The sequence below is a fragment of the Mucilaginibacter sp. genome, assembly GCF_025362475.1.
Taxonomy (GTDB): Bacteria; Bacteroidota; Bacteroidia; order Sphingobacteriales; family Sphingobacteriaceae; genus Mucilaginibacter.
In genome coordinates this window covers 12020-35191 of sequence record NZ_JANYGH010000065.1, presented here as the reverse complement: position 1 = coordinate 35191, position 23172 = coordinate 12020, and the positions used below count along the sequence as shown (strand labels likewise).

The window sequence follows — 23172 nt, the reverse complement described above, 5'->3', positions numbered from 1 at the left end:
TTAGGTTAATCAGTATTTTTTAATAATCAGGGACGAATTTGTACCTCCAAAACCAAAAGAGTTTGACAGAAACACGTTAAAATCTTTCTCGATGGTGGTTGTTGCTATGTTTAACTTAATTGAATCCTCGTCTGGGGTTTCAAAGTTAATGTTTGGTGCGATGAATGAATTTTGCATCATCAGCATAGAGTACACGATTTCACTTGCGCCGGCCATCCAGCACTCATGCCCGGTCATTGATTTGGTTGAGCTCACCAGCGGTTTGCTTGATCCAAAAACTTCGTGAATGGCTTTTGCCTCGCTGGCATCGCCGGCCGGTGTTGAGGTTGCATGAGCGTTGATATAATCAATATCGGCAGCGCCCATACCTGCATCCCTTAGGGCCATAGCCAAAGAGCGTACCGGGCCACCAACCGTTGGGTTAGAGATATGGCCCCCATTTGATGAAAAGCCGTAGCCAATAACCTCGCCTAATATATTTGCGCCCCTGCGTTGGGCCGATTCCAGGCTCTCCAGTATTACGGTTGCCGCGCCCCCGCTTGGTACAAGGCCATCCCTGCTGCGGTCAAACGGGCGGGACGCTTTTGTTGGTGTTGCTTCTAAAATTGAAAAGGCCGAAAGCGCATCAAAGCTCCCCATCGAAAAATGGTTAAGCTCCTGGGCACCGCCGCAGATGATGCCTTCCTGTAATCCGCTTTTGATGAGGTGATAGCCCAGGCCAATGGCATGTGATCCGCTTGCGCAGGCCGCGCTTACGGTAAGGTTGATCCCCTTAAGTTTAAAAATGGTGGCCAGGTTCATGCTCACGGTGGAGTTCATGGTTTGGAAAACCGCGCCCGACCCTACCAGCATGGTATCTTTTTTTAAACGGATAATATCGGTACAATCAATCACCGGTTTAGCAGAGCTATCATTGCCGTATAGAATACCTATTTCGTTTTGATCGAGGTAATCCATATCAATACCGGCTTGTTCCAGGGCTTCAATAGTGGCCATGTAGGCATATTCTCCCTGTTCGGGCAGCATGATACGTGATCTTCTGTCAAGTTTTTCTTTTAAATTTGGTCTGTCCACAAAGCCGGTTAAGCCAGATCGGTAACCGAATTCTTTGCGCATAGTATCAAGCATTATTCCCGATTTACCCTGGAATAGCGAATCCCTAACATCGTTAAGATTTTTCCCTATACAGGAGTAAATACCCATCCCCGTAATCACAACTCTGTTCATAACACTAAAACCGGCTTAATCAATTTACAAATACCTTTAAAACTAAATAAAAATACTTAATCACTAAAATATTAAAATGATGCTTTTGTGAACAAATGATTAATTAAGAATACAATCCTCCATTAACTGAAAGTACTTCTGCCGTAATATATGATGCCTCCGGCGAAGCCAAAAAGCCTACCGCGTGGGCAACTTCTTCAGCGGTTCCAAACCGCTTTATAGGGATCATTGATTTTAGTTCTTTTTCATCAAGGCCTTCGGTCATATCGGTTTTAATAAACCCTGGCGCCACAGCATTCACCGTAACCCCACGACGGGCTATCTCCTGCGCCAAAGCCTTGGTTGCGCCAATTACACCGGCTTTAGCAGCCGAGTAATTTACCTGGCCTGGCAATCCTTTTAAGCCTGATAGTGATACCACGTTGATAATGCGGCCATATTTTTTAACCAACATGCCATTTAAAACCATTTGTGTAACGTAAAAGAAACCATCTAAACTGGTTTTTAAAACGCTGTCCCACTGCTCATCCTTCATCCACATCATCAGGGTATCATCCTTAATGCCCGCGTTATTTACGAGCACCTCAATATATTTTTCGGTATTGGTTTCAATCCAGGTACCTAATACTGCCCTTATATCTTCCTTTTCGGCCACATCAAACCGGATGATCTCGCCATCGCCTCCGTTTTCTTTTATGGTTGATAAGGTATGCAGCGCTTCGGTTTCGTTGCTTTTATAATTCACCAGTACGTAGTAGCCCATTAAAGCCAATTTATAACAAACGGCCCTGCCTATTCCTCTTGATCCGCCGGTTACTAATGCACATTTCATTTGCTGATCTGTTAAATTGTTTTACTGAAATATTTGCCTTGTTGTTATAAAATATGCGAGCTTCTGTTTTTTATCAGGTGCACATGTTCTGCCTTTTCAAAATACTGCTTTACGTTTACCATATCCTTGTATTTAGGTTTGTCTTCCACAAACTTAGGGAATATGGCCCGCAGGTCGGTGTAAACAGTATGGGTTGTTGGCGATAGTTTTTCGCTGCAATCCAGGTGATCAATAGCCTGTAAAATAGCCATCATTTGTATAGCCAGCACTTCAAATGTGTTATCGATAACCCGTTTGGTCATTAGCGCGGCATTACAGCCCATGCTTACAATATCCTGGTTGTCATTATTGTTAGGAATGCTGTGCAGGTACATGGGGTATGATAGTGTTTGGTTTTCGGCAGTGGTTGATGTTGCCGTAAACTGCATACCCTGCATTCCAAAATTAAAGCCTAAAACGCCCAGGTTAACAAACGGCGGGAATTTTTGGTTCAATTTTTCATTCAGCAGGTAGTTCAGCTGTCTTTCAGATAGCATGCACAGTTTGGTGATAGCTATCTTGAGCTTATCCATCGCCAGGGATACATAGTCGCCATGGAAATTGCCACCGTGGAAAATGTTCTTGCTATCGTGGTCAATTACCGGGTTGTCATTCACCGAGTTCAACTCATCGGTCACTACCCTTTCAACCTCAAAAATGGTATCATAGATAGGGCCCAATACTTGCGTTACGCAACGCAGGGAATAGTATTCCTGTACTTTATCTAAAAATACTTCCTGGTTTAGGTTATCGGGATTGTACAAATGCTCAGAGCGGTCGCGGATCATTTTGCTGCCCGTTAATACATCGCGCATAATGGCGGCCACCTCGTTTTGCCCTTTGTGGTGTTTAACGATGTTCAGCTCGTAGGAGTAATGATCATCAAAAGCCTGTACCACTTCGTTAATCATGGATGATAGCACGATAGACCATTCCAGCAATTTTTTAGCCTGGATGATGTTTACCATGCCAATACCGGTCATGGCCGATGTGCCATTGATGATGGCCAATCCTTCCCGTATCTTGATAGAGAGAGGAGTTATTCCAATTTCTTTAAACAACTCTTCGGTAGAGTGCTGCTCGCCATTGTAGCTTGATTCTCCTTCGCCAATTAATACCAGCGCTAAATGAGCTAACTGTACCAAGTCGCCGGATGCACCTACACCCCCATGTTCGTAAACATTGGGTGCTACGCCCTTATTTATTAATTCAACAAGCAGTTCGGGAAGATCGGTATGAACACCGGAGCGGGCCTGCATAAAGCTGTTTAACCGGGCAATCATTAATGCTTTTACCAATAAAGGCTGCATTAAATTACCACCGCCCGAAGCATGGCTGCGGATAAGGTTATATTGCAATTGCAACAGGTTTTCTTCGCTAACCTTGTATTGCGCCATTGGGCCAAAACCGGTATTAATGCCGTATATGAGTTTATTTGATGAAAAGCCCTGCAAAAACTGGTAGTTAACCTCCACATTCTTTACAGCCGATGTATCTAATCCAATTTCCTCATCATCAAACAGGATTTTGGAAAAATCATCAGCAGTAATGTACCGCCCCCCTATATGTATCATGAACTAAATATTATTAAAATGAAAAATGTAAAACTTCAAAAAAATTCACACAAAAAACGTCCGAAAATAGGATAAATATTTCAGATATGATATTTTTCGCCTTCTTTGTTGATAAAGGTTTGGCTGTAATTAGCACCATAAATGTTTAGCGATTTTGTATATTATTAAATGTAAATACGCAGACGAGATAAATATTGAAAACGTTACACGTGCAGGTGGATTGCTGTAAGTAACGCGCATTTATTAATTTAAAACTATTTAGCCGCTATATCATCATTAACGCTAATTTTGTTATGTAGAAAAATGTTGTTTTCAATTTATTATATATCAAGGGTAATTAATGGAATTTGAGGGTTTAGTAAGTAAGCGGTTTGATGAACTGCAGGTATGTGTTATTATTCCCACCTATAACAATCACCTTACTTTAGGTAGTGTAATTGCCGATGTATCTGCATACAGCAGCCAGGTCATTGTTGTTAATGATGGCTCAACCGATGATACCGAAGCTATTGTAAAAACATTTCCTCATGTACAGCTTATTAGTTACCCTGATAATGTAGGCAAGGGCTGGGGATTACGCCAGGCATTTGCCTATGCCATGCAAAAAGGCTACAAATACGCCATCACTATTGACTCCGACGGGCAGCATTTTGCTAAAGATATCCCCGCTTTTTTAAATAGGCTTGAACAGGTTCAGGACGCTATCATCATAGGCTCCCGCAATATGGAACAAGCGGCGGTGCCTGGTAAAAGTAGTTTCGGGCATAAATTCTCCAATTTTTGGTTTTGGGTGGAAACAGGCATTCATTGCCCTGATACACAATCCGGCTTCCGGCTTTATCCGCTATACCTGTTAGAGGGGATGAAGTTTTATACCCGCAAATATGAATTTGAAATTGAGGTGATAGTTAGGGCCTCCTGGCGGGGTGTGCACATGGATTCGGTACCGGTAAGCGTTTATTATGCACCCAAAGAAACGAGAGTATCGCACTTTCGGCCCTTTACCGATTTTTCAAGGGTTGGCGTATTGAATGCCTTCCTGGTAGTTATTGCCTTTGTTTGGATCAAACCGCGCAACTTTTTTCTCGATTTATCAAAAAAAAAAGGACGTAAAAAGATAATAGCCACCCTGTATAACCCTAACGATACCGACGAGGTAAAGGCCTTATCAATTGCCTTGGGTATTTTTATGGGGATAGTACCTATCTGGGGTTTTCAACTCGCGGTAGCCATATTTTTATCTATCATATTTAAACTCAATAAGGCGCTGGTGGTATTCTCGGCACACATCAGTATCCCGCCTATGATTCCTGTGGTTATATTTTTAAGCTATAAAGCCGGCGAGTACTGGATGGGCGATAAAGTGACCAACATGGCGTTCAGCTCAAAAATATCTTTCAAAACCATTGGCGAGCACATGGAGCAATATATTTATGGCAGTCTTACACTGGCTGTTGTTGCATCCCTTACGGTTGGGCTGATAACGTATGCCTTGCTTAAATTATTGAAAAAAGCTCCTGCTGCTATCTAAGTAAGCCATTAAATGGAAAAAGGCCTTATCCTCATATACCATTATTTTGCCAGGAACAGGGCTGTTTTTTATACTGTATTTGCCACATGCTTTTTGTTCATGGGGTATTTTGCTTCGCAGGTAAAGTTTGAGGAAGATATCAGCAAGGTTATCCCGAAGGATAAAAAGATCAACAAACTGAACGAGGTTTTCCAGAACTCCAAATTTTTGGATAAGTTGGTGATCATGGTATCGCTAAAAGACAGCACCGCTATTGCAAACCCGGATAGCCTTGTAGCATTTGCCGATGAATTTGCGGCTACCGCTGAACCCCAATTTAAACCCTATATAGGCAAAGCCAATTTTAAGGTTGATGATGATGTAGTGATGAAGCTGTTTGGCGCCATTACCCAAAGGCTGCCTGTTTATTTAACGGAGAAGGATTACCAAACCATTGATACCCTTATTACCCCGGCAAAAGTAAAACAAACCCTTCAATACGATTACCGCACGCTTGCATCGCCGGCAAGTATAGCCCTAAAAAGCATCATCAGTAACGATCCCGTTGGTATCTCCTTCATCGGACTAAAAAAGTTACAGCAATTGCAGTACGATAAAAATTTTGAACTGTATGATAACTATGTGGTCACTAAAGATCATCAAACCCTGCTCATGTTTATCACCCCGGCCTACCCGCCAAATAATACCGGGAAGAACGGCGTTTTAATAAAAGGCTTAAACCAGCTGATAGATAGCCTGAGCAATAAGCCTAAAGGAATTGTTACGGCCACCTATTTTGGCTCGGCGGCAGTATATTACGGCAACGCTTTACAACTACGGAAAGATACCGCGCTTACGCAAGGCATCACAGTGCTGGCCCTTATTTTGTTTTTAGGTTTATATTTCAGAAAAAAGCGGGCACCCATAATTATTTTAATCCCGGTGCTGTTTGGCTCACTGTTTTCATTAACGGCCATTTACTTTTTAAAGGGTAGCATCTCGGTTATCGCTTTGGGCACGGGTTCGGTGGTGCTGGGCATCGCTATCAATTATTCACTGCATGTATTTAACCATTACCGGCATACCAAAAGTGTGGAGCAGGTACTTAAAGATTTGGTAATGCCCCTTACCGTTGGCAGCTTTACCACCATTGGCGGTTTCCTGTGCCTGGAGTTTGTAGAATCGGAAATGCTGAAAGACCTGGGCCTTTTTGCCGCCTTTAGTTTGATAGGTGCATCCATTTGCTCGCTGGTATTTTTGCCGCAGTTTATATCGACCAAAAAAGAACAGGAAAACCACCAGGTGATCCTGCTTTCGTGGATAGATAAGCTGGCCTCTTTTAATCCCGAGTATAATAAGTTCATTGTTACCGGTATTATACTGCTTACCGGTGTGTTTTTTTACAAGGCCAATGATGTAACCTTTGAGTTTGATGTTGCCAAAATGAACTACATGCCTTTGCAGCTGCAGCAATCGCAAAATAAGCTCAACAAGATCAATCAGTACGCGCTGCAATCGGTGTACCTGGTATCCGAAGGGAAAACGTTGGACAGGGCTTTGGTGAATAATGAAAAGCTGGCGGCCCAAATTGAAAAGCTAAAGGCGCAGGGTATCGTAAAAAAATCCTCAGATGTATCGTCATTTATCCTTTCCGATTCCCTGCAAAAAGCACGGATCGCCCGCTGGAATACTTACTGGACTCCCGGAAAGAAACAGCAACTGTTTGCCACCCTGGATAAGGAAGGCCAATTACAAGGTTTCAGTGCCGCGGCCTTTGATAAATTTAAAACGCTGCTCAACAAAGATTTTTCGAACATAAATGAAGGTGATGTAGCCGGGATCAGGAAGAGTTTCCTGGATAATTTTATTAACGAGTACCCCAGCCATTCTACAGTAGTAACGCTGGTGCAAACATCGGCTGATAAAAAAGCCGCCATTTACAAAGCCTTTGAAAACGACCCTAATGTTACCGTTATAGATAAACAATACCTTACCAATAAACTGGTGGAGATCATTAATGCCGATTTTACCAAAATAGCGGTCATGTCATCCCTGCTGGTTTTTGTGGTGCTGCTGTTAACCTACGGCCGTATGGAATTGGCGCTGGTCTCCTTTATCCCGATGGCTATTTCATGGATCTGGATCTTAGGGCTGATGGGGATTTTCGGCATTGGCTTTAATATAGTGAACATCATTATATCGGCCCTGATATTTGGTTTGGGTGATGATTATAGCCTGTACATTATGGATGGCCTGCTGCAAGAATACAAAACAGGCAAAAAGGTATTATCATCTTATAAATCATCCATCTTTTTATCGGCTATAACTACCATTACCGGTTTGGGGGTATTGATATTTGCCAAACACCCCGCTTTGCGGTCGATAGCTTTTATTTCCATCATCGGGATCTGCTGTGTGGTCATCATGTCGCAGATACTGATCCCTTTCTTGTTCAATATCCTCATTAAAAACCGCACACAGAAAAAGCAATTCCCCTGGACCATCAGCGGCTTTGTGATCAGTGTTTTCGCGTTCACTTATTTTGTAACGGGCTGTTTAATCCTATCGGCATTAGGCTTTTTATTCAGGCTGAATCCGTTCAGCAAGGAAAAAGGAAAATTGGTTTATCATGCTATCCTCGCGCGGTTTTCCTGGTCAATGATCTATATCATGGGGAATGTGAAAAAGGAGATCATTAACAGGCAGCTTGCCGATTTTAATAAGCCATCGGTGATCATTGCCAACCACCAATCGTTTTTGGATATTTTGATATTGGTGATGCTTAACCCGAAGCTCATCCTGTTCACCAATAACTGGGTATGGAACTCGCCGGTATTTGGCGCGGTGGTGCGCATGGCCGATTATTTCCCGGTAGCCCAGGGTACCGAAGCTAATATCGATTTGCTGGCTGGCAGGGTACAGCAAGGTTACTCTATCGTGATCTTCCCCGAAGGTACCCGCTCTGTTGACGGGGATATTAAGCGTTTTCACAAAGGGGCGTTTTACCTGGCCGAACAATTGAATATGGATATTCAGCCGATACTCATCCACGGCACCGGCTATTGTATGACCAAGGGTGATTTTCTTTTAAAGAACGGCAAGATCACCCTCAAATACCTGCCCCGTATAAAACCGGGCGACAGTGCTTTTGGAACAGGTTATTATGAACGCACCAAAGCCATTAGTAAATATTTTAAGGCCGAATACAAACAACTGTGCGCAGGTGTGCAGCAACCGGGCTATTACCGCGAGCAGCTGATATATAATTACCTTTATAAGGGCCCGGTTTTGGAGTGGTATATGAGGGTTAAGGTAAGATTAGAAAAAAACTACCAACAATTTCATAACCTGCTGCCTATAAAAGGTAAAATGCTTGATATTGGCTGCGGCTATGGTTTTATGCCTTATATGTTACACTTTGCTGCCCCGCAACGTGAGTTTACCGGGATAGATTATGATGAGGATAAAATAGAACTAGCCAATAACAACTTTAATAAAGACGCGCTTATCAATTTTGAACATGCGGATGTGCTCAACTTTGAGTTTGAAAAATACGATGCCATTATTATTGCCGATATGCTGCATTATATGCAGCCCGATGAGCAAAAACTGATTGTGCAACGCTGCATCAACAGCCTGAATGCCGGCGGGATGATGATTATCCGTGATGGCAATAAAGACCTGAAAGAAAAGCACCGGGGGACCGAGCTTACGGAGTTTTTTTCAACCAGGTTTGTGAAATTCAATAAGGCAAGCAAGGGCTTGTCGTTTTTATCAGCTCGACTGGTTGAGGACATTGCGGCTGCCAATAATATGGACTGCCATATAATTGATGAAACAAAGTACACTTCAAATATTACTTTTGTAATAAAAAAATAATAGCGGGTTTACAATCCCCTCTTGAGAGGGGGCGGGCCGGGATAGCGAAATGGCAGGGGTGTGTTAAACGCGCGATAACACACCCCTGCCCCTCTCAAGAGGGGATTCCACCGCACGGGCCAACTTTAAACCCCAATAAAGGTTTATAAACTATAATATAAAACAGGGAATTAGATAAATGGAGATTTATGATGCCGTAATTATCGGCAGCGGTATGGGGGGATTGGTGAGCGCCGATTTACTGAGCAGGGAAGGATTTAAGGTTTGCGTGATAGAAAAAAACAAGCAGATTGGCGGTTCGCTGCAAACCTATGTGCGCGATAAAGTGATCTTTGACTCGGGCGTGCATTACCTTGGCGGGCTTGATGAAGGCCAAAACCTGTACCAGATATTCAAATACCTTAACCTGATGGATAAGCTGAAGCTGCAAAAACAGGATGTTGTTTTTGATAAGATTGGTATTTACGGCGAAGAAACTGAATACGAATATGCCCAGGGCTACGATAATTTCATTAGTCATATATTAAAACATTTCCCCGGCGAGGAAGCGGCGCTTAATACCTATTGCGATAAGATCAAAGAGGTTTGCAGTAAATTCTCTTTGTATAACTTAAAAAGCGGCGATGATTTCAACGAAAAGTCGGCCGTGCTGGAAATTGACACTAAAGGTTTTATAGAATCTATAACCGATAATCCGCGCCTGCAGGCTGTACTGGCGGGTAATAACGCCTTGTATGCCGGACAGGCAGATAAAACCCCGTTTTATGTACACGCGCTCATCCTGAACAGCTATATTGAAAGTTCCTATAAATGTGTGGACGGCGGATCGCAGATAGCAAAGTATATTGCCAAAAACATCCGATCAAGGGGTGGAGTTATCAAGCGCCATTGCGAGGTGAAACGGATTGTTGTGGAAGATGGAAAGGTATCGCATGTGGAAACTGCCAATGGCGTAAATATCTATGGCAGGCAGTTTATCAGCAACATGCACCCGGTGCAAACGCTGGAAATGACAGATTCTGATGTGATTAAACCGGCTTATCGCAACCGCCTGAAAGGGCTGGAAAACTCGGTATCATCGTTCACGCTGAATGTGGTTTTTAAAAAGGACAGCTTCCCTTATTTTAACACCAACTACTACATTGGCAAGGATGGCCACGTTTGGGATATTGCCGATTACAACGAAGAGAACTGGCCGCTTGGTTACGCCTATTTTATGGCTCCATCTTCCAGGTCGGCCAAATTTGCCGATGGTGCATCTATACTCACCTATATGCGCTTTGAGGAGATGAAACCCTGGGAGGACACCTTTAATACGGTATCAAACGTTAACGAACGGGGCGAAACTTATGAGGAGTTCAAGATTCGTAAAAGTGAGAAATTGCTTGACATGGTGGAGAAGAAATTCCCGGATTTCAGGAGCCATATCAAATCCTATTACTCGGCAACGCCACTCTCCTACCGCGATTATATTGGTAACGGCGATGGTTCACTTTACGGCATCGTGAAAGATTATAAACACACGCTAAAAACATTTATATCACCGCGCACTAAAATACCTAACCTGTATCTTACCGGGCAAAACCTTAACTTACATGGTATTTTAGGTACAGCCATGAGTGCTATAGTTACCTGTACTACTTTACTGGGCAACGATGCCATAATAGGGAAAATACGGAATGCATAAGAAATTCAGCTGGAAAAAGTTTGGGAAAAGGATACTGTATGTTTTCCTGGGTTTTGTGCTGCTGATTGTTATTGGCATGGTTTACCTGTATGCGGTAGCAATTGATTACCCGCCCGAGCCTAAAGATTTGAGCAGCCTGGAACTACAGCGGGCTGAGCCTTCCAAAGGTTTTTACACCATTAAAAATGACTGGTTTCGCAAAAGTAAAAGTGGTTTATTTGAAATGTATGTAGAGGGGAAACCCTTTGAACGTGGCGTTATTAACGGCAAACTGAGCCAGGAACTGGTTGTGGCACAGGAAGACCACTTTGTAGAGCAGATAGGCAGGATAGTGCCCTCTAAATTTTACCAGCATTTTTTAAAATACTTTATCGCCTGGTTTAACCGCAACCTGGATAAAAATGTTACGGAGGAATACAAGGAAGAGATCTACGGGATCTCTAAATCGGCATCAGATAAGTACCAGTACATTGGTTCCAACTACCAGCGAATATTGAACTACCATGCCGCGCATGATATTGGCCATGCGCTGCAAAGTATGGCTTTGGTGGGCTGTACATCGTTTGGCACCTGGGGTGTAAAATCTGAGGATAGCACGATGATCATTGGTCGTAATTTTGATTTTTACGTGGGCGATAAATTTGCGCAGGATAAGATCGTGGCATTTTTTAATCCCACCGAAGGGTATAAATTTATGACTGTTACCTGGGGGGGGTTTATTGGCGCAGTATCCGGAATGAATGAAAAAGGTGTGAGTGTAACCATCAATGCCGATAAAACTAATATTCCTACAGGAGCGGCTACGCCGGTATCATTGGTAGCACGCGAGATATTGCAGTATGCTAAAAACACACAGGAAGCATATGCTATTGCTAAAAAGCGTAAGATGTTTGTATCTGAAGCCTTCCTGGTTGCCTCTGCTGCCGATAACAAAGCTGTTGTGATTGAGAAAACCCCCGATACGCTGGATATGTACGATCCGCACCAGGATTACATTGTTTGTGCCAACCATTTCCAGAGCAAGGGCCTCATTCATTCAAAAGAAAATAAGATCCAGGTGGCCGAGAGTGCATCGCCATACCGGTATAACCGCCTCATGGAATTGCTGAATGCCAATGGCAAAAATACAGTACAAAAAACCATAGCGATATTGCGCGATCAGAAAGGTATGCATGGAGCAGATATTGGCATGGGTAACGAGAAAGCCATCAACCAGCTAATGTCGCACCACAGCATTGTTTTTGAGCCTAAGAAACTGTTGGTTTGGGTAAGCACTTCGCCGTGGCAACTGGGCGAATATGTGGCCTATGACCTGAAGAAAGTGTTTGGCTTGCGGGATATGAAAAAAGATCAGGAAATTAACGAGCAGGAGCTCACGGTACCGGCAGATACTTTTCTTTCAACCGCGCAATACCAGGATTTTGTGAGCTTCCGTAAAATGAAGCAGCGTGTGCTTGATGGCGAAACTATAAATACCGATAGCCTGGTAGCTACCAATCCTCAATACTACCATGCCTACGTAATAGCCGGCGATTATTCGTTTAAGCATGACGAGTACAAAAAAGCTTTGGGATATTACCAGGCTGCTTTAACAAAAGTTATAGCTACTAAAAAGGAAGAGGACCATGTTAAAATACAACTTAACAAATGTGTGGAAAAGCTAAAATAATTTCATAAAGCAAATTGCAGCGCATTATTAAGCCCTTTGTTAACCTCCGTTGATAAAAGCTTAATTGATTAAATCAATCTGCTGCCCTATAATATCCAAATCGTTTTGCGGAAAGGCCCCGGTGTATGATAGTGCCTTGTATTTATTTCTGCCTTTTTTGCAGATATTTGCAAGCCACACCCCATGGTCATAAACCGAATAGTAAACACCCTTGATAGAGTTTTTTTTAGCTAAAATATGCAGATCGAACTCCCTGTTGTTGGCCGCATAATGTATGTCGAAATTTTCCATAGTGATAAATTGATCTTTAGCATGAACGGTTGAAGGTTTGATTTTGTTCTTTTATATAATCAATAAATGAGCCAATTAAAGCATGCCTATATTGTTATTGATAAATTTAACGATAAATAAATAAAGTGCGGTGTAAGAGCTAAAGAATATTTGCCTGTAAGTTGTACATGCACGGTTATTGTGTAATCCTGTGCTTAGCCCGCAAGCCATTTGTTTTTGAGTAAGTAGCAAAGATCTTTGATTGCAGTACTTTTATGAAGACAGTTTTGACAACTCCCCATGTTTGGCTAAGGAGTAAAACTCAAAACTTACAAAAAAGGTACTACCCACATTTTGCTCACTTGTAAACCATATTTTGCCCCCTTGCAAGGCTGCAAATTCCTGGCAAAGTACCAGGCCCAATCCTGCGCCTTTTTCTTTTCCCGTTCCGAATGTGGACTGGGCCGAAAGTGAAAATAAGCTGGCTTGCTGTGCAAGAGGAATGCCCTGACCGGTATCGGCTACCTTAATGATGCAATTGTTTTCTACAACTTCGGCGCTTACCGTTACTTTGCCGCCGGGATAGGTAAACTTAATGGCATTTATAACTAAGTTTCTAATAACCAATTGCAACATATCCCTATCACCTATTACCCAAATATGGCTTGCTAAATCATCATTAAGCTCAATAGATTTTTCTTTGGCAATGCTTTTTAAAATTCGGAGTGTATTATCTAATGTTTGCAGCAAGTTTAAAGGGATTAGCTTTACCTGAACAGATTCCATTTGGCTTTTGGTCCAGGAAAGTACATTGGTTAGCATATAGGAAGTGTCTTGCGTGCGTCTTAATAGTTCCTTTTCAATGTTTACTCTTTCAGCTTCGTCCAGGTTGTATTCGGTAAGCAACTCCAGGAAACCCTGTAATGATGATAGCGGCTCTTTAAGGTCATGAGCCAGTATGGAGAGGAGTTTGTTTTTGGTGGTATTTGTCAGTTCAAGTGCCTTTGCCTTCTGCTCTACAACTCTTCGCTCTTTTTTATAGGCAGTGCGGATATGAACCGTAACTACCAGTATAAGTGAAACCGTTGCAATATAGCTGTAGCCAAAATCAATAAAACGGCTTGTTCTGCTGTTGTAGGTATTCTCGATCAGGTCTGGATGTGCGTTTTCTATAAATAGCAAACTTAAAATAATGCCTACGTTAAGTGGAAGCCAGATTTTGTATTGTTTTTGCGGAATGATGGCTACCGTGGTAAAAAACGACAGTATAAAAATAACGTACCCGGGCCCATTAATGCCCGAATTGTAATAGTAGTTGGCAATAAGTAACAGGTTGTTGGTTATCAGGAAAATAGTAATACTGCTATTGAGCCTGTCTTTAATTCTGGAATTATAGTATACGAAGGCGACGACGAAGGAAATTATCGCCATTAGGATGGCCAGCTGAGGAAGGCCAATTAAATAATTGAATGGGATATTAACGCCAAGTACAACTAATATAACTATACAAACGGAATGAAAAATTCGACCCTCGAGAGAAACATTTGATCTATGGCCAACTAATCTATTCCAAAATTCAAAAGCTGCGTGATTTTTCAAAATATCAAATCTATATTAAAATCATTTACTGATTGGCTGATCATTAATGGTGCAATTTAGGCAATCAGGGTTTTAAACCTGGGTATCAAAACAGGAGTATTCTTTTTACGTAGTCTCCTGTTGTTTAGTTTTATCCTTTAAAAATAACATGACCGCTTTATTTGCCGGCTGCTGAACTTGTTGGGTAAACGAAAGTCAAAACAAAAAAACCCGAATTATTTATCGGGGATAACAAGTTGCGTTTAAAATGAAATTTACTACCTGAACGCCATTGGCGCTAATGACGTTTGCTTTTTAAAGAAGTTTGAAAAATGAGCCACCTGCTCAAAACCCAGGGAGTAGGAGATTTCGGATATGTTCCAGTCGGTTTGTTTAAGCAGGATCTTGGCCTCCTGGATAACGCGGCCGCTGATGATATGGGTAGTAGTTTTACCGGTATTTTCTTTTAGTACCTTATTAAGATGATTTACATGTACGGCAAGACGATCAGCATAATCCTTGGCTGTGCGCAGTTTGAGCTTTTGACTGGGCGATTCGATAGGGAACTGCCGCTCAAGCAACTCCATAAACAGGGATGACACCCTTGCCGAGGCAGTATGACCAGGGTAAAGAGCGGAAGCAGGCTGCAGCTTTTGACCCTGGTGTATAAGTTCCAAAATGTAATTGCGTATCAAATCATACTTGTAGGCATAGTTTGATGATAGCTCCTGGTGCATTTTGCTAAATATGGCGGTTATCGCGATGGTGTCATCATCGCTAAGCTGAAAGATGGGATAGCCCCCTGGTTGAAAGATAGGCAGATCATCGAGCACAACCCCCGCTTTTGGCCTGAACCAGGAACTCGTCGGTAAAAATGCAGAAATGGCCATGCTGATCATCATCCAGCGGCTGCCAGTTATAAGGAATCCTGGGGGTGGCAAATAGCAGGGCGTTTTTTTCAATGTCGATCACTTTATCAGCATACTCGGCCCTGTTACGGCCGCGGATCATACTTATTTTATAATAAGTGCGCCTGTTATAAGGCATTACACCTGTTTTGCTTAGCTCAGCAATGTTGAAAACATTAAAATGGCCTATCTCTTTATTGATCCCCTCCGGAACAAGAGCCGCGGTTTGCTTGTAAAATTCATCTAACGTTATTACTTCCATAGGTGCCTTATGCTGTAAAATTAAAACTTATTTCAACTCATATACAACAGCTTCATAAGGTTTTAAGGTTCCGTCTTTTGATGGCCTATCATAATTGCCCAACAATACTGCGGCATTGCTCAGGTTGATATCCGTTTGTGCGGTGGCTGTTTTATCCTTGAAATTTAACAATACCAATAGTTTTTTGCCATTTAACTCCCGGGTGAACGCATAGGTATCCGGATTTTGCTTATCCAACAGGCTATATTTGCCATACACCAGCACAAGGTTATCTTTTCGCAGTTTTACAGCTCTCCTGAAATAATTTAATGTACTGGCCGGGTCTTTTTCCTGGGCGGCGGCATTAATGGTTTTATAGTTAGCGTTTACCGTTATCCATGGCTTCCCTTTTGTAAAGCCTGCATTTCCGGTACTATTCCATTGAAAGGGTGTGCGGCCATTATCTCGGCTTTCAAAGCTTATTCGCTGTAAATACTTTTGCAGATCGGCTCCCAGGTTTTTTTGGCGCTGATATTCATTAAGCGTTTGCACATCACGGTAATCTTCAATTTTGGTAAAGCCGGCATTGGTCATCCCTAACTCATCGCCATTGTAATAGTAGGGCGTGCCGCGCATAGTCATCAAAAAGGTGGTCAGCATTTTTGATGATAGCGCCCTAAACTGCGGGCTATCATTGCCGAACCTGCTTACCAGCCTGGCCTGGTCATGATTGGCTAAAAAAACCGACAGCCACCCTTTGGCCGCAAAAGCGCTATCCCATTTACTAAACACGCTTTTTAAGTGCAGCAAACTATATCCTTCGGGCTTGGCAATATCCACTCCCTCAAATGCGTAGGCCATGTTCAATTCATTTCTATCGGCATCAACCAAATTGTGCGCGTCTTCAAATGTATTGCCAGCACCTTCTGCCACGCTCATTACATTATACTTGCTAAGCACCTGGTTATTCATCTCCTGTAAATAGCCGTGCAAATTTCCCTGCATGCCATAGTACTGCGTAAAGTTTTTTTCAAACCCCTGCGGAAATGCCGGGAAGGTTGTATCCTTTGCCGCAAACTGGAATGCATCAAGCCTAAAGCCATCAATTCCCTTATCGGCCCAAAATTTCATAATGTCATAAACCTCCTGGCGCAGTTTAGAGTTTTCCCAGTTTAAATCGGGTTGCTTGCGCGAAAAATAGTGAAGGTAATAGGCATTAGTAAGTGAATCATAGCGCCACGCATCATGGTTAACATCAAATAAACTATAACGGTATGGCGGCTTTCCCTTCTCTGCATTCCACCAGTGGTAATATTCGCGGTAGGGGTTGTTGCGCGAGCTTCTGCTTTGCTTAAACCATTCATGTTCATCGCTGCTATGATTTACTACCAGGTCCATAACCAGTTTAATGCCCCGCGCATGCATGCCTTTTAGTAGCGTGTCAAAATCGGCCATGGTGCCAAAATCCTTCATGATGTCGCGATAGTCACTTACATCGTAACCATTATCATCATTTGGCGAACTGTATATGGGGTTTAGCCATACCACATCTACTCCCAGGCTTTTTATATAATCCAGTTTAGATATTATTCCTTTCAGGTCGCCAATGCCATCTCCATTATCATCTTTAAAACTCCGCGGATAAAGCTGGTATACCACAGCCTCTTTCCACCATTTGCGGTCAACACTGTCCTTATTATTTAAACTGTTTTGCGCGCGGCCAAATGTGCCTGTAAGCATAAAAAAAGTCATGGCGATAATAAATGGAATGGAGGGCTTGTTCATAACCGGAAATGAATGGTTTATAATTACTAAATTATGCACAAATAATTGAAATGTAGTGTTTTATAAAAGTTAATTGATAGGCAACACCAGGCACCGGTTTAAATAGAGTTGAAATCTGAAATAGTTAAAACAGTCCCAGATCATTTTTATCTTTATCAAGATAACCCCATTCTTCATTCTGGCCTAATGCCGGATATTTAAAGCTATCATCTTTTAAAACTTTGTAAACCATCCAGCATATTAGAAACGGCGAGACCAGGAACATGGCGGCAAGTAAGGTAATGGAATACCCGGTGGCGAATATAATTATGTAACAGGCCAGGTAAATAGTTAGTATACTAACTGCAGCTTTTGTATTCATAATTTTAAGTTTATATGATAACAATGGGCTATAAAGCTATGTTTTAAAAGTGGGTAAATAATGCCGGAATTTTTCTTATTTAATAACATAATTGACTGTTTTGAGTGCTAAAATGCATTCGGTTTAGTTTTTACAATGCCGTTTTGTTTATACAGATAATAGGCATTTAATATCCGCCAAGGGGGGCTAAAAACATTTTTTAATTAAATCGTTTTACAACATTTTTAATTAAAGACGGTTATAAAGGAGATTTTTGCTTTAATTTGTGTACTATGTTAAAACCCAGACTTGGACTGCTTTTATTAGCATTAATAGCCTGCAGTATTTCGGTAAGCGCTCAGCAAACCGATTCGCTGAAAAAGGACACCATCAAAATTGATACCGCGCAGATTAACAAACTCAGGATCGATTCGCGCCGTAACGCCATTCCTACGAGGGCAAGGGCAATACAAATACAGCGGGAACAAATTCCGGTTACGCTGATGGATTATAAAATAAATTACTGGAAAAAAACGGTTCTTTTTGGGCTAAACTTTAGCCAATCAGCATTTACCAATAATTACAGCGCGGGTGGTGTAAACTCGGTAGCACTGGGTACTAACTTTATTTACCATACCGAATATAACAAAGCTCCCTTTAGCTATGTATCTGAGCTTAATCTTACGTATGGCGTAGCTAAAAATAAAGGCCAGGGCAAACGCAAAACTAACGATCGTATTTACTTTGATAATAAGCTTGCATCACAGCTATCCAAACACTGGTACTTTTTTGGTGCACTTACGTTTGAATCGCAGTTTGATAAGGGCTTTAACTATACAGACCTGGGCGGAGGCAAATTTGCCGCGCAGCAGATCTCGAATTTTATGGCGCCGGGCTACTTAACAGAGTCGATAGGTTTTGAGTATAAGCCAACAGGTTATTTTGATTTGCGATTGGGTACTGGTACCGCAAGGCAAACATTTGTGTTGGATGATAGTGTAAGAAAAAGCAATGATTACGGCGTTGGCCCCAATCATACAGTAAAAAACGACCTCGCGTTCCAGATAGTAGGTTTGTTTGATAAAGACCTGATGAAAAACGTGCACCTTAACGCCCGTTATGCACTCTTTATTCCCTACGGCGAATCACCTAAATTTATTACCCATCGTTTGGATGCCGTGCTATCAGCCCGGGTTAACCGCCTCGTTAACGTAACCATTAACGGTACGCTGCTGTACGATAGACATACAGCTTCCGCCGCCCAGGGTACAGAGGGGCTTGCGCTCGGTATACTTTATCGTTTTCCATAATTTTATAGAACAACGTTTTTGGGATAAGAATATATGACACAGCACCCTTTATTTTCTTTTGTCCCTTTCCTTGCTCCATTCATCCTTTTTCCAAACAAGAAAAATCATACCTTTGTAAGCTCAAAATTAGGATAATAATAATGTTTGAAAATCTTTCGGATAAACTCGACAGGGCCTTTAAGGTACTGAAGGGACAAGGAACTATTACTGAAATAAACGTGGCAGAGACCATGAAGGAAATTCGCAAAGCCCTTCTGGATGCCGACGTAAACTATAAAACCGCCAAAGCATTTACCGATGATGTAAGGCAAAAGGCATTGGGTAACAACGTACTAACGTCCATATCGCCGGGTCAGTTGCTTACCAAGCTCATGAATGATGAGCTTACCGAGCTCATGGGCGGCACTACTGCCGAACTGGAGCTTAAAGCATCGCCAACCATTATATTAATTGCTGGTTTAAACGGTGCCGGTAAAACCACCTTTACAGGTAAGCTGGCCAATTACTTAAAAACACAAAAGGGCAAAAAACCATTACTGGTTGCCGATGATATATACCGCCCCGCGGCTATTGATCAATTGCAGGTATTAGGCCAGCAGATTGGTGTGCCGGTTTACGCCAACCTGGAATCGAAAGATCCGGTGGCTATTGCCCTGGAGGGTATTGCATTGGCAAAGCAAAATGGCAACAACGTGGTTATCATTGATACCGCCGGCCGTTTAGCTATTGACGAAGCCATGATGGTGGAAATTGAGCAGGTAAAAGCTGCTGTGAAACCGCATGAGATCCTGTTTGTAGTTGACTCCATGACCGGTCAGGATGCTGTGAATACTGCCAAGGTGTTCAATGATCGCCTTGATTTTACCGGTGTCGTTTTAACCAAGCTTGATGGTGATACCCGTGGTGGTGCAGCGTTATCTATCAAATCGGTTGTTAATAAGCCTATCAAATTTGTTGGTACAGGCGAGAAGATGGAAGCGCTTGACGTTTTCCACCCCGATCGTATGGCATCCAGGATATTGGGTATGGGTGATGTGATATCCCTGGTTGAGCGTGCCCAGCAGCAGTTTGATGAAAAGGAAGCTGCCGAGCTGCAAAAGAAGATCCGTAAGAACAAGTTTGATTTTAACGATTTTTACAGCCAGATACAGCAGATCAAGAAAATGGGTAACATGAAGGATCTGATGGGTATGATACCGGGTGTGGGAAAAATGATGAAGGATGTGGAGATTGATGACAATGCATTTAAGGCTATCGAAGCTATCATCCAGTCAATGACACCTTTCGAAAAATCAAACCCTGAAACCATTAATCAAAGTCGCCGTAACCGTATTGCAAAAGGCTCTGGTACCGATCTTACCGAAGTAAACCGCCTCATGAAGCAGTTTGATGACATGAAAAAGGTAATGAAGCAAATGAGCAACCCTGCCGCCATGGCCAGCATGATGCGCAGAATGCCGAAGATGTAAACAATGCCTTTTATCCCGTAAGGGAAGCACTTTATAATATTAAAATAAGCCTTTGGCATTTGCCAAAGGCTTTTTTAGTTTGAGAGCGAAAACCTTCGCTTTATTGCATAGAGTTAAATTGCGCTGTTTTTTAATTCCAAACTATTAGCCATTAGCGGTTCAGTACCGGATTACTTATATGATTAATAAAGTGCAGATTTCTTTTATCCTCTACCTTATTAAACCATTTAACCACGTTGAATATGTGAGCAATACATCAAAAAATTGTTTGTGTTTTTTATTTACCGCAGGGGCGAGTGTGACGTTTTAAGGATTTGTATTCGTTAGGTTAGCATTTGGACGTTTTGCGATTTTAAAGAATATTACCCGCAACTATAATTTTTAGTTTATAAAACTCGATTTAAGCCGTCAGATTAATTAAAAATACTTTTATCCCGATATCTTTACGGTATGAAAAATGCGGCTCTACTACTATTTGTTTTTTTGCTGCCGTTGAGGTCGCCTGCTCAAATAAAGCAAATTATTAAGGCAGATGAAAAACACAATATTTTAGAAAAGTATTTTGTCCTTGATTCTAATGAGCAAATACGAAGCGGCAAATATGAAAAATATGTCCTTTTTAATAACAGATTAATTTGTGATGGATATTACAAAGATAATTTGAAGGATAGCATCTGGACATACTATTCCCATAGGGGTACAGTTGCTGTAACAGGTTTTTTTAAAAACGATAAACGTTTTGGGTTTTGGAGCGCCTTTAATGGAAAGGATGAATTACAAGTAAAATACGATTATAGCAACAAAGTGCTCCGCTATTATAAATTATCACATACAGACAGCTTAAGCCAAAATTATAAAGTAATCAAAGGAGCTGACACCATAAGCTTAAGCCTTGATCGCCCCATTTTATTTTTAGACGGTGAACAGATAATGCAGAATGATCTATATAATTTAAGATACCCGGCAATTGCGAGGGAGCATAATATACAGGGAATAGTTATAATTGCTTTCACGATAGATACATTAGGCCGTGCATCCAATTTCAAGGTAAAATCAGGTTTAGGATTTGGTTGCGACGAGGAGTCACTAAATGGTGTGAAGCGAATAACGGGAGAATGGCTTCCGGGCTTATATAAGGGAGAACCGGTGAAAGTAGAATATGAGTTGCCCGTTAGTTTTACAATTGTAAAAGATTAGAAGATGTTAAAAAAAATAATTTATTTAATAAGCAGTGCCACGGTTGGCTTTTTTTCATTATCTGCTCATGCCCAGGTCCCCGGTTCACCTATTGATGTACAACACTACAATTTTGCGCTGCAACTTAATGATGTTGATAACAACATTAAAGGCGAAGCAACGGTTGCCATAAAATTTTTGAAAAGCACATCGTCATTTAGCCTGGACCTGGTTAAGAAAAACACCGCAGGTAAAGGGATGACGGTGTCATCCATAACAGAAAACGGTAAAAATCTGAAATTTGAACAGGATAGCGGCGCGGTTAAAATTTATACCACTGTTGTAGCACCCAGCAGGCATAGTTATGTGATTAACTATGAAGGTATACCTGCCGATGGATTGATCATATCAACCAATAACTTTGGTCATCGTACTTTTTTTGGCGATAACTGGCCCAACAGGGCGCATAACTGGCTGCCCTGCGTTGATGCGCTGGCAGACAAAGCCACTGTTGATTTTGTAGTAACAGCCCCAGATCATTACCAGGTGGTATCAAACGGGTTAAAATTGGAGGAAAACGCATTGCCCAACAACCTAAAACTCACCCATTGGCAGGAAAACGTAGCCCTGCCCACCAAGGTGATGGTAATTGGTGTAGCTGAATTTGCTATAGATCATACCGGCGATGTAAGTGGTATTCCCATTTACACCTATGTGTTCCCCGAGAATAAAGAAGCAGGATTTAAAAGCTACGCGATAGCTAAAGAGATATTACCATTTTTCATTAAAAAGGTTGGTCCTTACAGTTATGAAAAACTGGCTAATGTGCAATCAAAAACCATATTTGGCGGTATGGAGAATGCCAGTGCCATATTCTATTTCGAGGAGTCGGTTAACGATAAAGGCATAGAGGAGTTAATGGCCCATGAGATAGCGCATCAATGGTTTGGCGATGGCGCGAGCGAAAAAACCTTTGCTCATCTGTGGCTGAGCGAAGGTTTTGCTACTTACATGACCAACCTGTACCTGGAGAATAAATATGGTGCAGATACCTTAAAAAAACGATTAGCCGCAGACAGGAAAACAGTTTTTGATTTTGAAAAGAAACGGATGACACCTGTGGTCGATACTGCGGTTAAAAACCAATACATGCAATTACTTAATGCCAATAGCTACCAAAAGGGAGGCTGGGTGTTGCACATGCTGAGGCGAAAGTTGGGCGATGCCACCTTTTGGAAAGGTGTAAGCAATTACTACACAAAATATAATGGGCGCAATGCCAATACTGCGGACCTGTGCCTGGTAATGGAGCAAGCCAGCGGTCAAAACCTAAAACCATTTTTTAAACAATGGCTGAGAACTGCCGGGCACCCCGACCTGAAGTTAACCTGGCTATATGATGCCGCTAAAGAAATGCTTGATATTACTATTGAGCAAAAACAAAGTTATTTATATGAATTTCCCCTGGAAATCGCTGTTGACGACCATATTCACAGCATTGCTGTGAAAAATATAACAACAACAGTGCAGATCCCTTTGAAGGCAAAGCCTCAAGCCATAAACATCGACCCTAATGTTAATTTATTGGCTTCGTTTGATGTGCTGGCTAAATAGCTGATTGGCAATCAAATCATTTGTAATAAAGTTGTTTCAGGCTATTGTAAAATAGAAATTTATA

17 protein-coding genes are annotated in these 23172 nt (G+C 41.9%); 8 read left to right on the top strand and 9 right to left on the bottom strand.

The features are described 5' to 3' along the window. Positions 1 to 9: 9 nt before the first annotated feature. The 3 genes from Q0R88_RS22110 to Q0R88_RS22100 all read right to left on the bottom strand — a co-directional run bounded on the left by Q0R88_RS22110 (position 10) and on the right by Q0R88_RS22100 (position 3672). Positions 10 to 1227, bottom strand: a complete 1218-nt coding sequence (locus tag Q0R88_RS22110) for a beta-ketoacyl-[acyl-carrier-protein] synthase family protein (protein ID WP_295720544.1) — start codon at positions 1225 to 1227, stop codon at positions 10 to 12. A 103-nt stretch (positions 1228 to 1330) separates the two neighbouring features. Beyond that, positions 1331 to 2059 (bottom strand): 3-oxoacyl-ACP reductase FabG, encoded by a 729-nt coding sequence (gene fabG / locus Q0R88_RS22105; protein ID WP_295720543.1) that lies wholly within the window; start codon positions 2057 to 2059, stop codon positions 1331 to 1333. A gap of 44 nt (positions 2060 to 2103) precedes the next feature. Continuing rightward, the gene (locus Q0R88_RS22100; RefSeq protein ID WP_295720541.1) at positions 2104 to 3672 is read right to left on the bottom strand and encodes an aromatic amino acid ammonia-lyase; all 1569 of its coding nucleotides are present in this window, start codon (positions 3670 to 3672) and stop codon (positions 2104 to 2106) included. A 340-nt stretch (positions 3673 to 4012) separates the two neighbouring features. Between Q0R88_RS22100 and Q0R88_RS22095 the strand changes: the two genes are divergently transcribed. From Q0R88_RS22095 to Q0R88_RS22080, 4 genes are all read left to right on the top strand, one after another. Continuing rightward, positions 4013 to 5203, top strand: a complete 1191-nt coding sequence (locus Q0R88_RS22095) for a DUF2062 domain-containing protein (RefSeq protein WP_295720540.1) — start codon at positions 4013 to 4015, stop codon at positions 5201 to 5203. A 12-nt stretch (positions 5204 to 5215) separates the two neighbouring features. Continuing rightward, entirely contained in the window at positions 5216 to 9061 is a 3846-nt protein-coding gene (locus Q0R88_RS22090; RefSeq protein WP_295720539.1) for a 1-acyl-sn-glycerol-3-phosphate acyltransferase, read from the top strand. A 178-nt stretch (positions 9062 to 9239) separates the two neighbouring features. After that, positions 9240 to 10748, top strand: a complete 1509-nt coding sequence (locus tag Q0R88_RS22085; protein ID WP_295720538.1) for an NAD(P)/FAD-dependent oxidoreductase — start codon at positions 9240 to 9242, stop codon at positions 10746 to 10748. Then, positions 10741 to 12417, top strand: coding sequence for a C45 family peptidase (locus tag Q0R88_RS22080; protein WP_295720536.1), 1677 nt, complete (start codon positions 10741 to 10743; stop codon positions 12415 to 12417). Before Q0R88_RS22085 ends, Q0R88_RS22080 begins: the two co-directional genes overlap by 8 nt. A gap of 60 nt (positions 12418 to 12477) precedes the next feature. On the opposite strand, the gene Q0R88_RS22075 is transcribed toward Q0R88_RS22080, so the two are convergent. The 6 genes from Q0R88_RS22075 to Q0R88_RS22050 all read right to left on the bottom strand — a co-directional run bounded on the left by Q0R88_RS22075 (position 12478) and on the right by Q0R88_RS22050 (position 17560). Continuing rightward, positions 12478 to 12708 (bottom strand): hypothetical protein, encoded by a 231-nt coding sequence (locus Q0R88_RS22075; RefSeq protein WP_295720534.1) that lies wholly within the window; start codon positions 12706 to 12708, stop codon positions 12478 to 12480. A 252-nt stretch (positions 12709 to 12960) separates the two neighbouring features. Next, positions 12961 to 14118, bottom strand: coding sequence for a HAMP domain-containing sensor histidine kinase (locus Q0R88_RS22070; RefSeq protein ID WP_295720533.1), 1158 nt, complete (start codon positions 14116 to 14118; stop codon positions 12961 to 12963). A gap of 425 nt (positions 14119 to 14543) precedes the next feature. Beyond that, positions 14544 to 15167: an AraC family transcriptional regulator gene (locus tag Q0R88_RS22065; protein ID WP_295720531.1), complete on the bottom strand. Its 624-nt coding sequence runs from the start codon at positions 15165 to 15167 to the stop codon at positions 14544 to 14546. After that, positions 15088 to 15435: a hypothetical protein gene (locus tag Q0R88_RS22060; protein ID WP_295720529.1), complete on the bottom strand. Its 348-nt coding sequence runs from the start codon at positions 15433 to 15435 to the stop codon at positions 15088 to 15090. Before Q0R88_RS22060 ends, Q0R88_RS22065 begins: the two co-directional genes overlap by 80 nt. Positions 15436 to 15462: 27 nt before the next feature. Beyond that, entirely contained in the window at positions 15463 to 17199 is a 1737-nt protein-coding gene (locus tag Q0R88_RS22055; RefSeq protein WP_295720527.1) for an alpha-glucosidase, read from the bottom strand. 124 nt (positions 17200 to 17323) lie between these two features. Continuing rightward, entirely contained in the window at positions 17324 to 17560 is a 237-nt protein-coding gene (locus Q0R88_RS22050) for a hypothetical protein (protein WP_295720525.1), read from the bottom strand. A gap of 272 nt (positions 17561 to 17832) precedes the next feature. Here Q0R88_RS22050 and Q0R88_RS22045 point away from each other — a divergent pair, with 272 nt between their 5' ends. The 4 genes from Q0R88_RS22045 to Q0R88_RS22030 all read left to right on the top strand — a co-directional run bounded on the left by Q0R88_RS22045 (position 17833) and on the right by Q0R88_RS22030 (position 23108). Further along, the gene (locus Q0R88_RS22045) at positions 17833 to 18849 is read left to right on the top strand and encodes a DUF3078 domain-containing protein (protein ID WP_295720523.1); all 1017 of its coding nucleotides are present in this window, start codon (positions 17833 to 17835) and stop codon (positions 18847 to 18849) included. Positions 18850 to 18989: 140 nt separating this feature from the next. Then, positions 18990 to 20318, top strand: a complete 1329-nt coding sequence (gene ffh, locus Q0R88_RS22040; protein WP_295720521.1) for a signal recognition particle protein — start codon at positions 18990 to 18992, stop codon at positions 20316 to 20318. A gap of 450 nt (positions 20319 to 20768) precedes the next feature. Then, the gene (locus Q0R88_RS22035) at positions 20769 to 21515 is read left to right on the top strand and encodes an energy transducer TonB (protein ID WP_295720519.1); all 747 of its coding nucleotides are present in this window, start codon (positions 20769 to 20771) and stop codon (positions 21513 to 21515) included. 3 nt (positions 21516 to 21518) lie between these two features. Beyond that, positions 21519 to 23108 (top strand): M1 family metallopeptidase, encoded by a 1590-nt coding sequence (locus tag Q0R88_RS22030; RefSeq protein WP_295720517.1) that lies wholly within the window; start codon positions 21519 to 21521, stop codon positions 23106 to 23108. The last annotated feature ends 64 nt before the right edge of the window (positions 23109 to 23172 follow it).

What these genes read in the sequence shown, in the direction of transcription:
- ffh (WP_295720521.1), top strand. Translation starts at nt 18,990, where the DNA reads ATGTTTGAAAATCTTTCGGATAAACTCGACAGGGCCTTTAAGGTACTG.
- Q0R88_RS22065 (WP_295720531.1), bottom strand. Translation starts at nt 15,167, where the DNA reads ATGATGATCAGCATGGCCATTTCTGCATTTTTACCGACGAGTTCCTGG.
- Q0R88_RS22035 (WP_295720519.1), top strand. Translation starts at nt 20,769, where the DNA reads ATGAAAAATGCGGCTCTACTACTATTTGTTTTTTTGCTGCCGTTGAGG.
- fabG (WP_295720543.1), bottom strand. Translation starts at nt 2,059, where the DNA reads ATGAAATGTGCATTAGTAACCGGCGGATCAAGAGGAATAGGCAGGGCC.
- Q0R88_RS22095 (WP_295720540.1), top strand. Translation starts at nt 4,013, where the DNA reads ATGGAATTTGAGGGTTTAGTAAGTAAGCGGTTTGATGAACTGCAGGTA.
- Q0R88_RS22110 (WP_295720544.1), bottom strand. Translation starts at nt 1,227, where the DNA reads ATGAACAGAGTTGTGATTACGGGGATGGGTATTTACTCCTGTATAGGG.
- Q0R88_RS22090 (WP_295720539.1), top strand. Translation starts at nt 5,216, where the DNA reads ATGGAAAAAGGCCTTATCCTCATATACCATTATTTTGCCAGGAACAGG.
- Q0R88_RS22085 (WP_295720538.1), top strand. Translation starts at nt 9,240, where the DNA reads ATGGAGATTTATGATGCCGTAATTATCGGCAGCGGTATGGGGGGATTG.
- Q0R88_RS22100 (WP_295720541.1), bottom strand. Translation starts at nt 3,672, where the DNA reads ATGATACATATAGGGGGGCGGTACATTACTGCTGATGATTTTTCCAAA.
- Q0R88_RS22045 (WP_295720523.1), top strand. Translation starts at nt 17,833, where the DNA reads ATGTTAAAACCCAGACTTGGACTGCTTTTATTAGCATTAATAGCCTGC.
- Q0R88_RS22070 (WP_295720533.1), bottom strand. Translation starts at nt 14,118, where the DNA reads ATGGCGATAATTTCCTTCGTCGTCGCCTTCGTATACTATAATTCCAGA.
- Q0R88_RS22050 (WP_295720525.1), bottom strand. Translation starts at nt 17,560, where the DNA reads ATGAATACAAAAGCTGCAGTTAGTATACTAACTATTTACCTGGCCTGT.
- Q0R88_RS22080 (WP_295720536.1), top strand. Translation starts at nt 10,741, where the DNA reads ATGCATAAGAAATTCAGCTGGAAAAAGTTTGGGAAAAGGATACTGTAT.
- Q0R88_RS22055 (WP_295720527.1), bottom strand. Translation starts at nt 17,199, where the DNA reads ATGAACAAGCCCTCCATTCCATTTATTATCGCCATGACTTTTTTTATG.
- Q0R88_RS22030 (WP_295720517.1), top strand. Translation starts at nt 21,519, where the DNA reads ATGTTAAAAAAAATAATTTATTTAATAAGCAGTGCCACGGTTGGCTTT.
- Q0R88_RS22075 (WP_295720534.1), bottom strand. Translation starts at nt 12,708, where the DNA reads ATGGAAAATTTCGACATACATTATGCGGCCAACAACAGGGAGTTCGAT.
- Q0R88_RS22060 (WP_295720529.1), bottom strand. Translation starts at nt 15,435, where the DNA reads ATGGAAGTAATAACGTTAGATGAATTTTACAAGCAAACCGCGGCTCTT.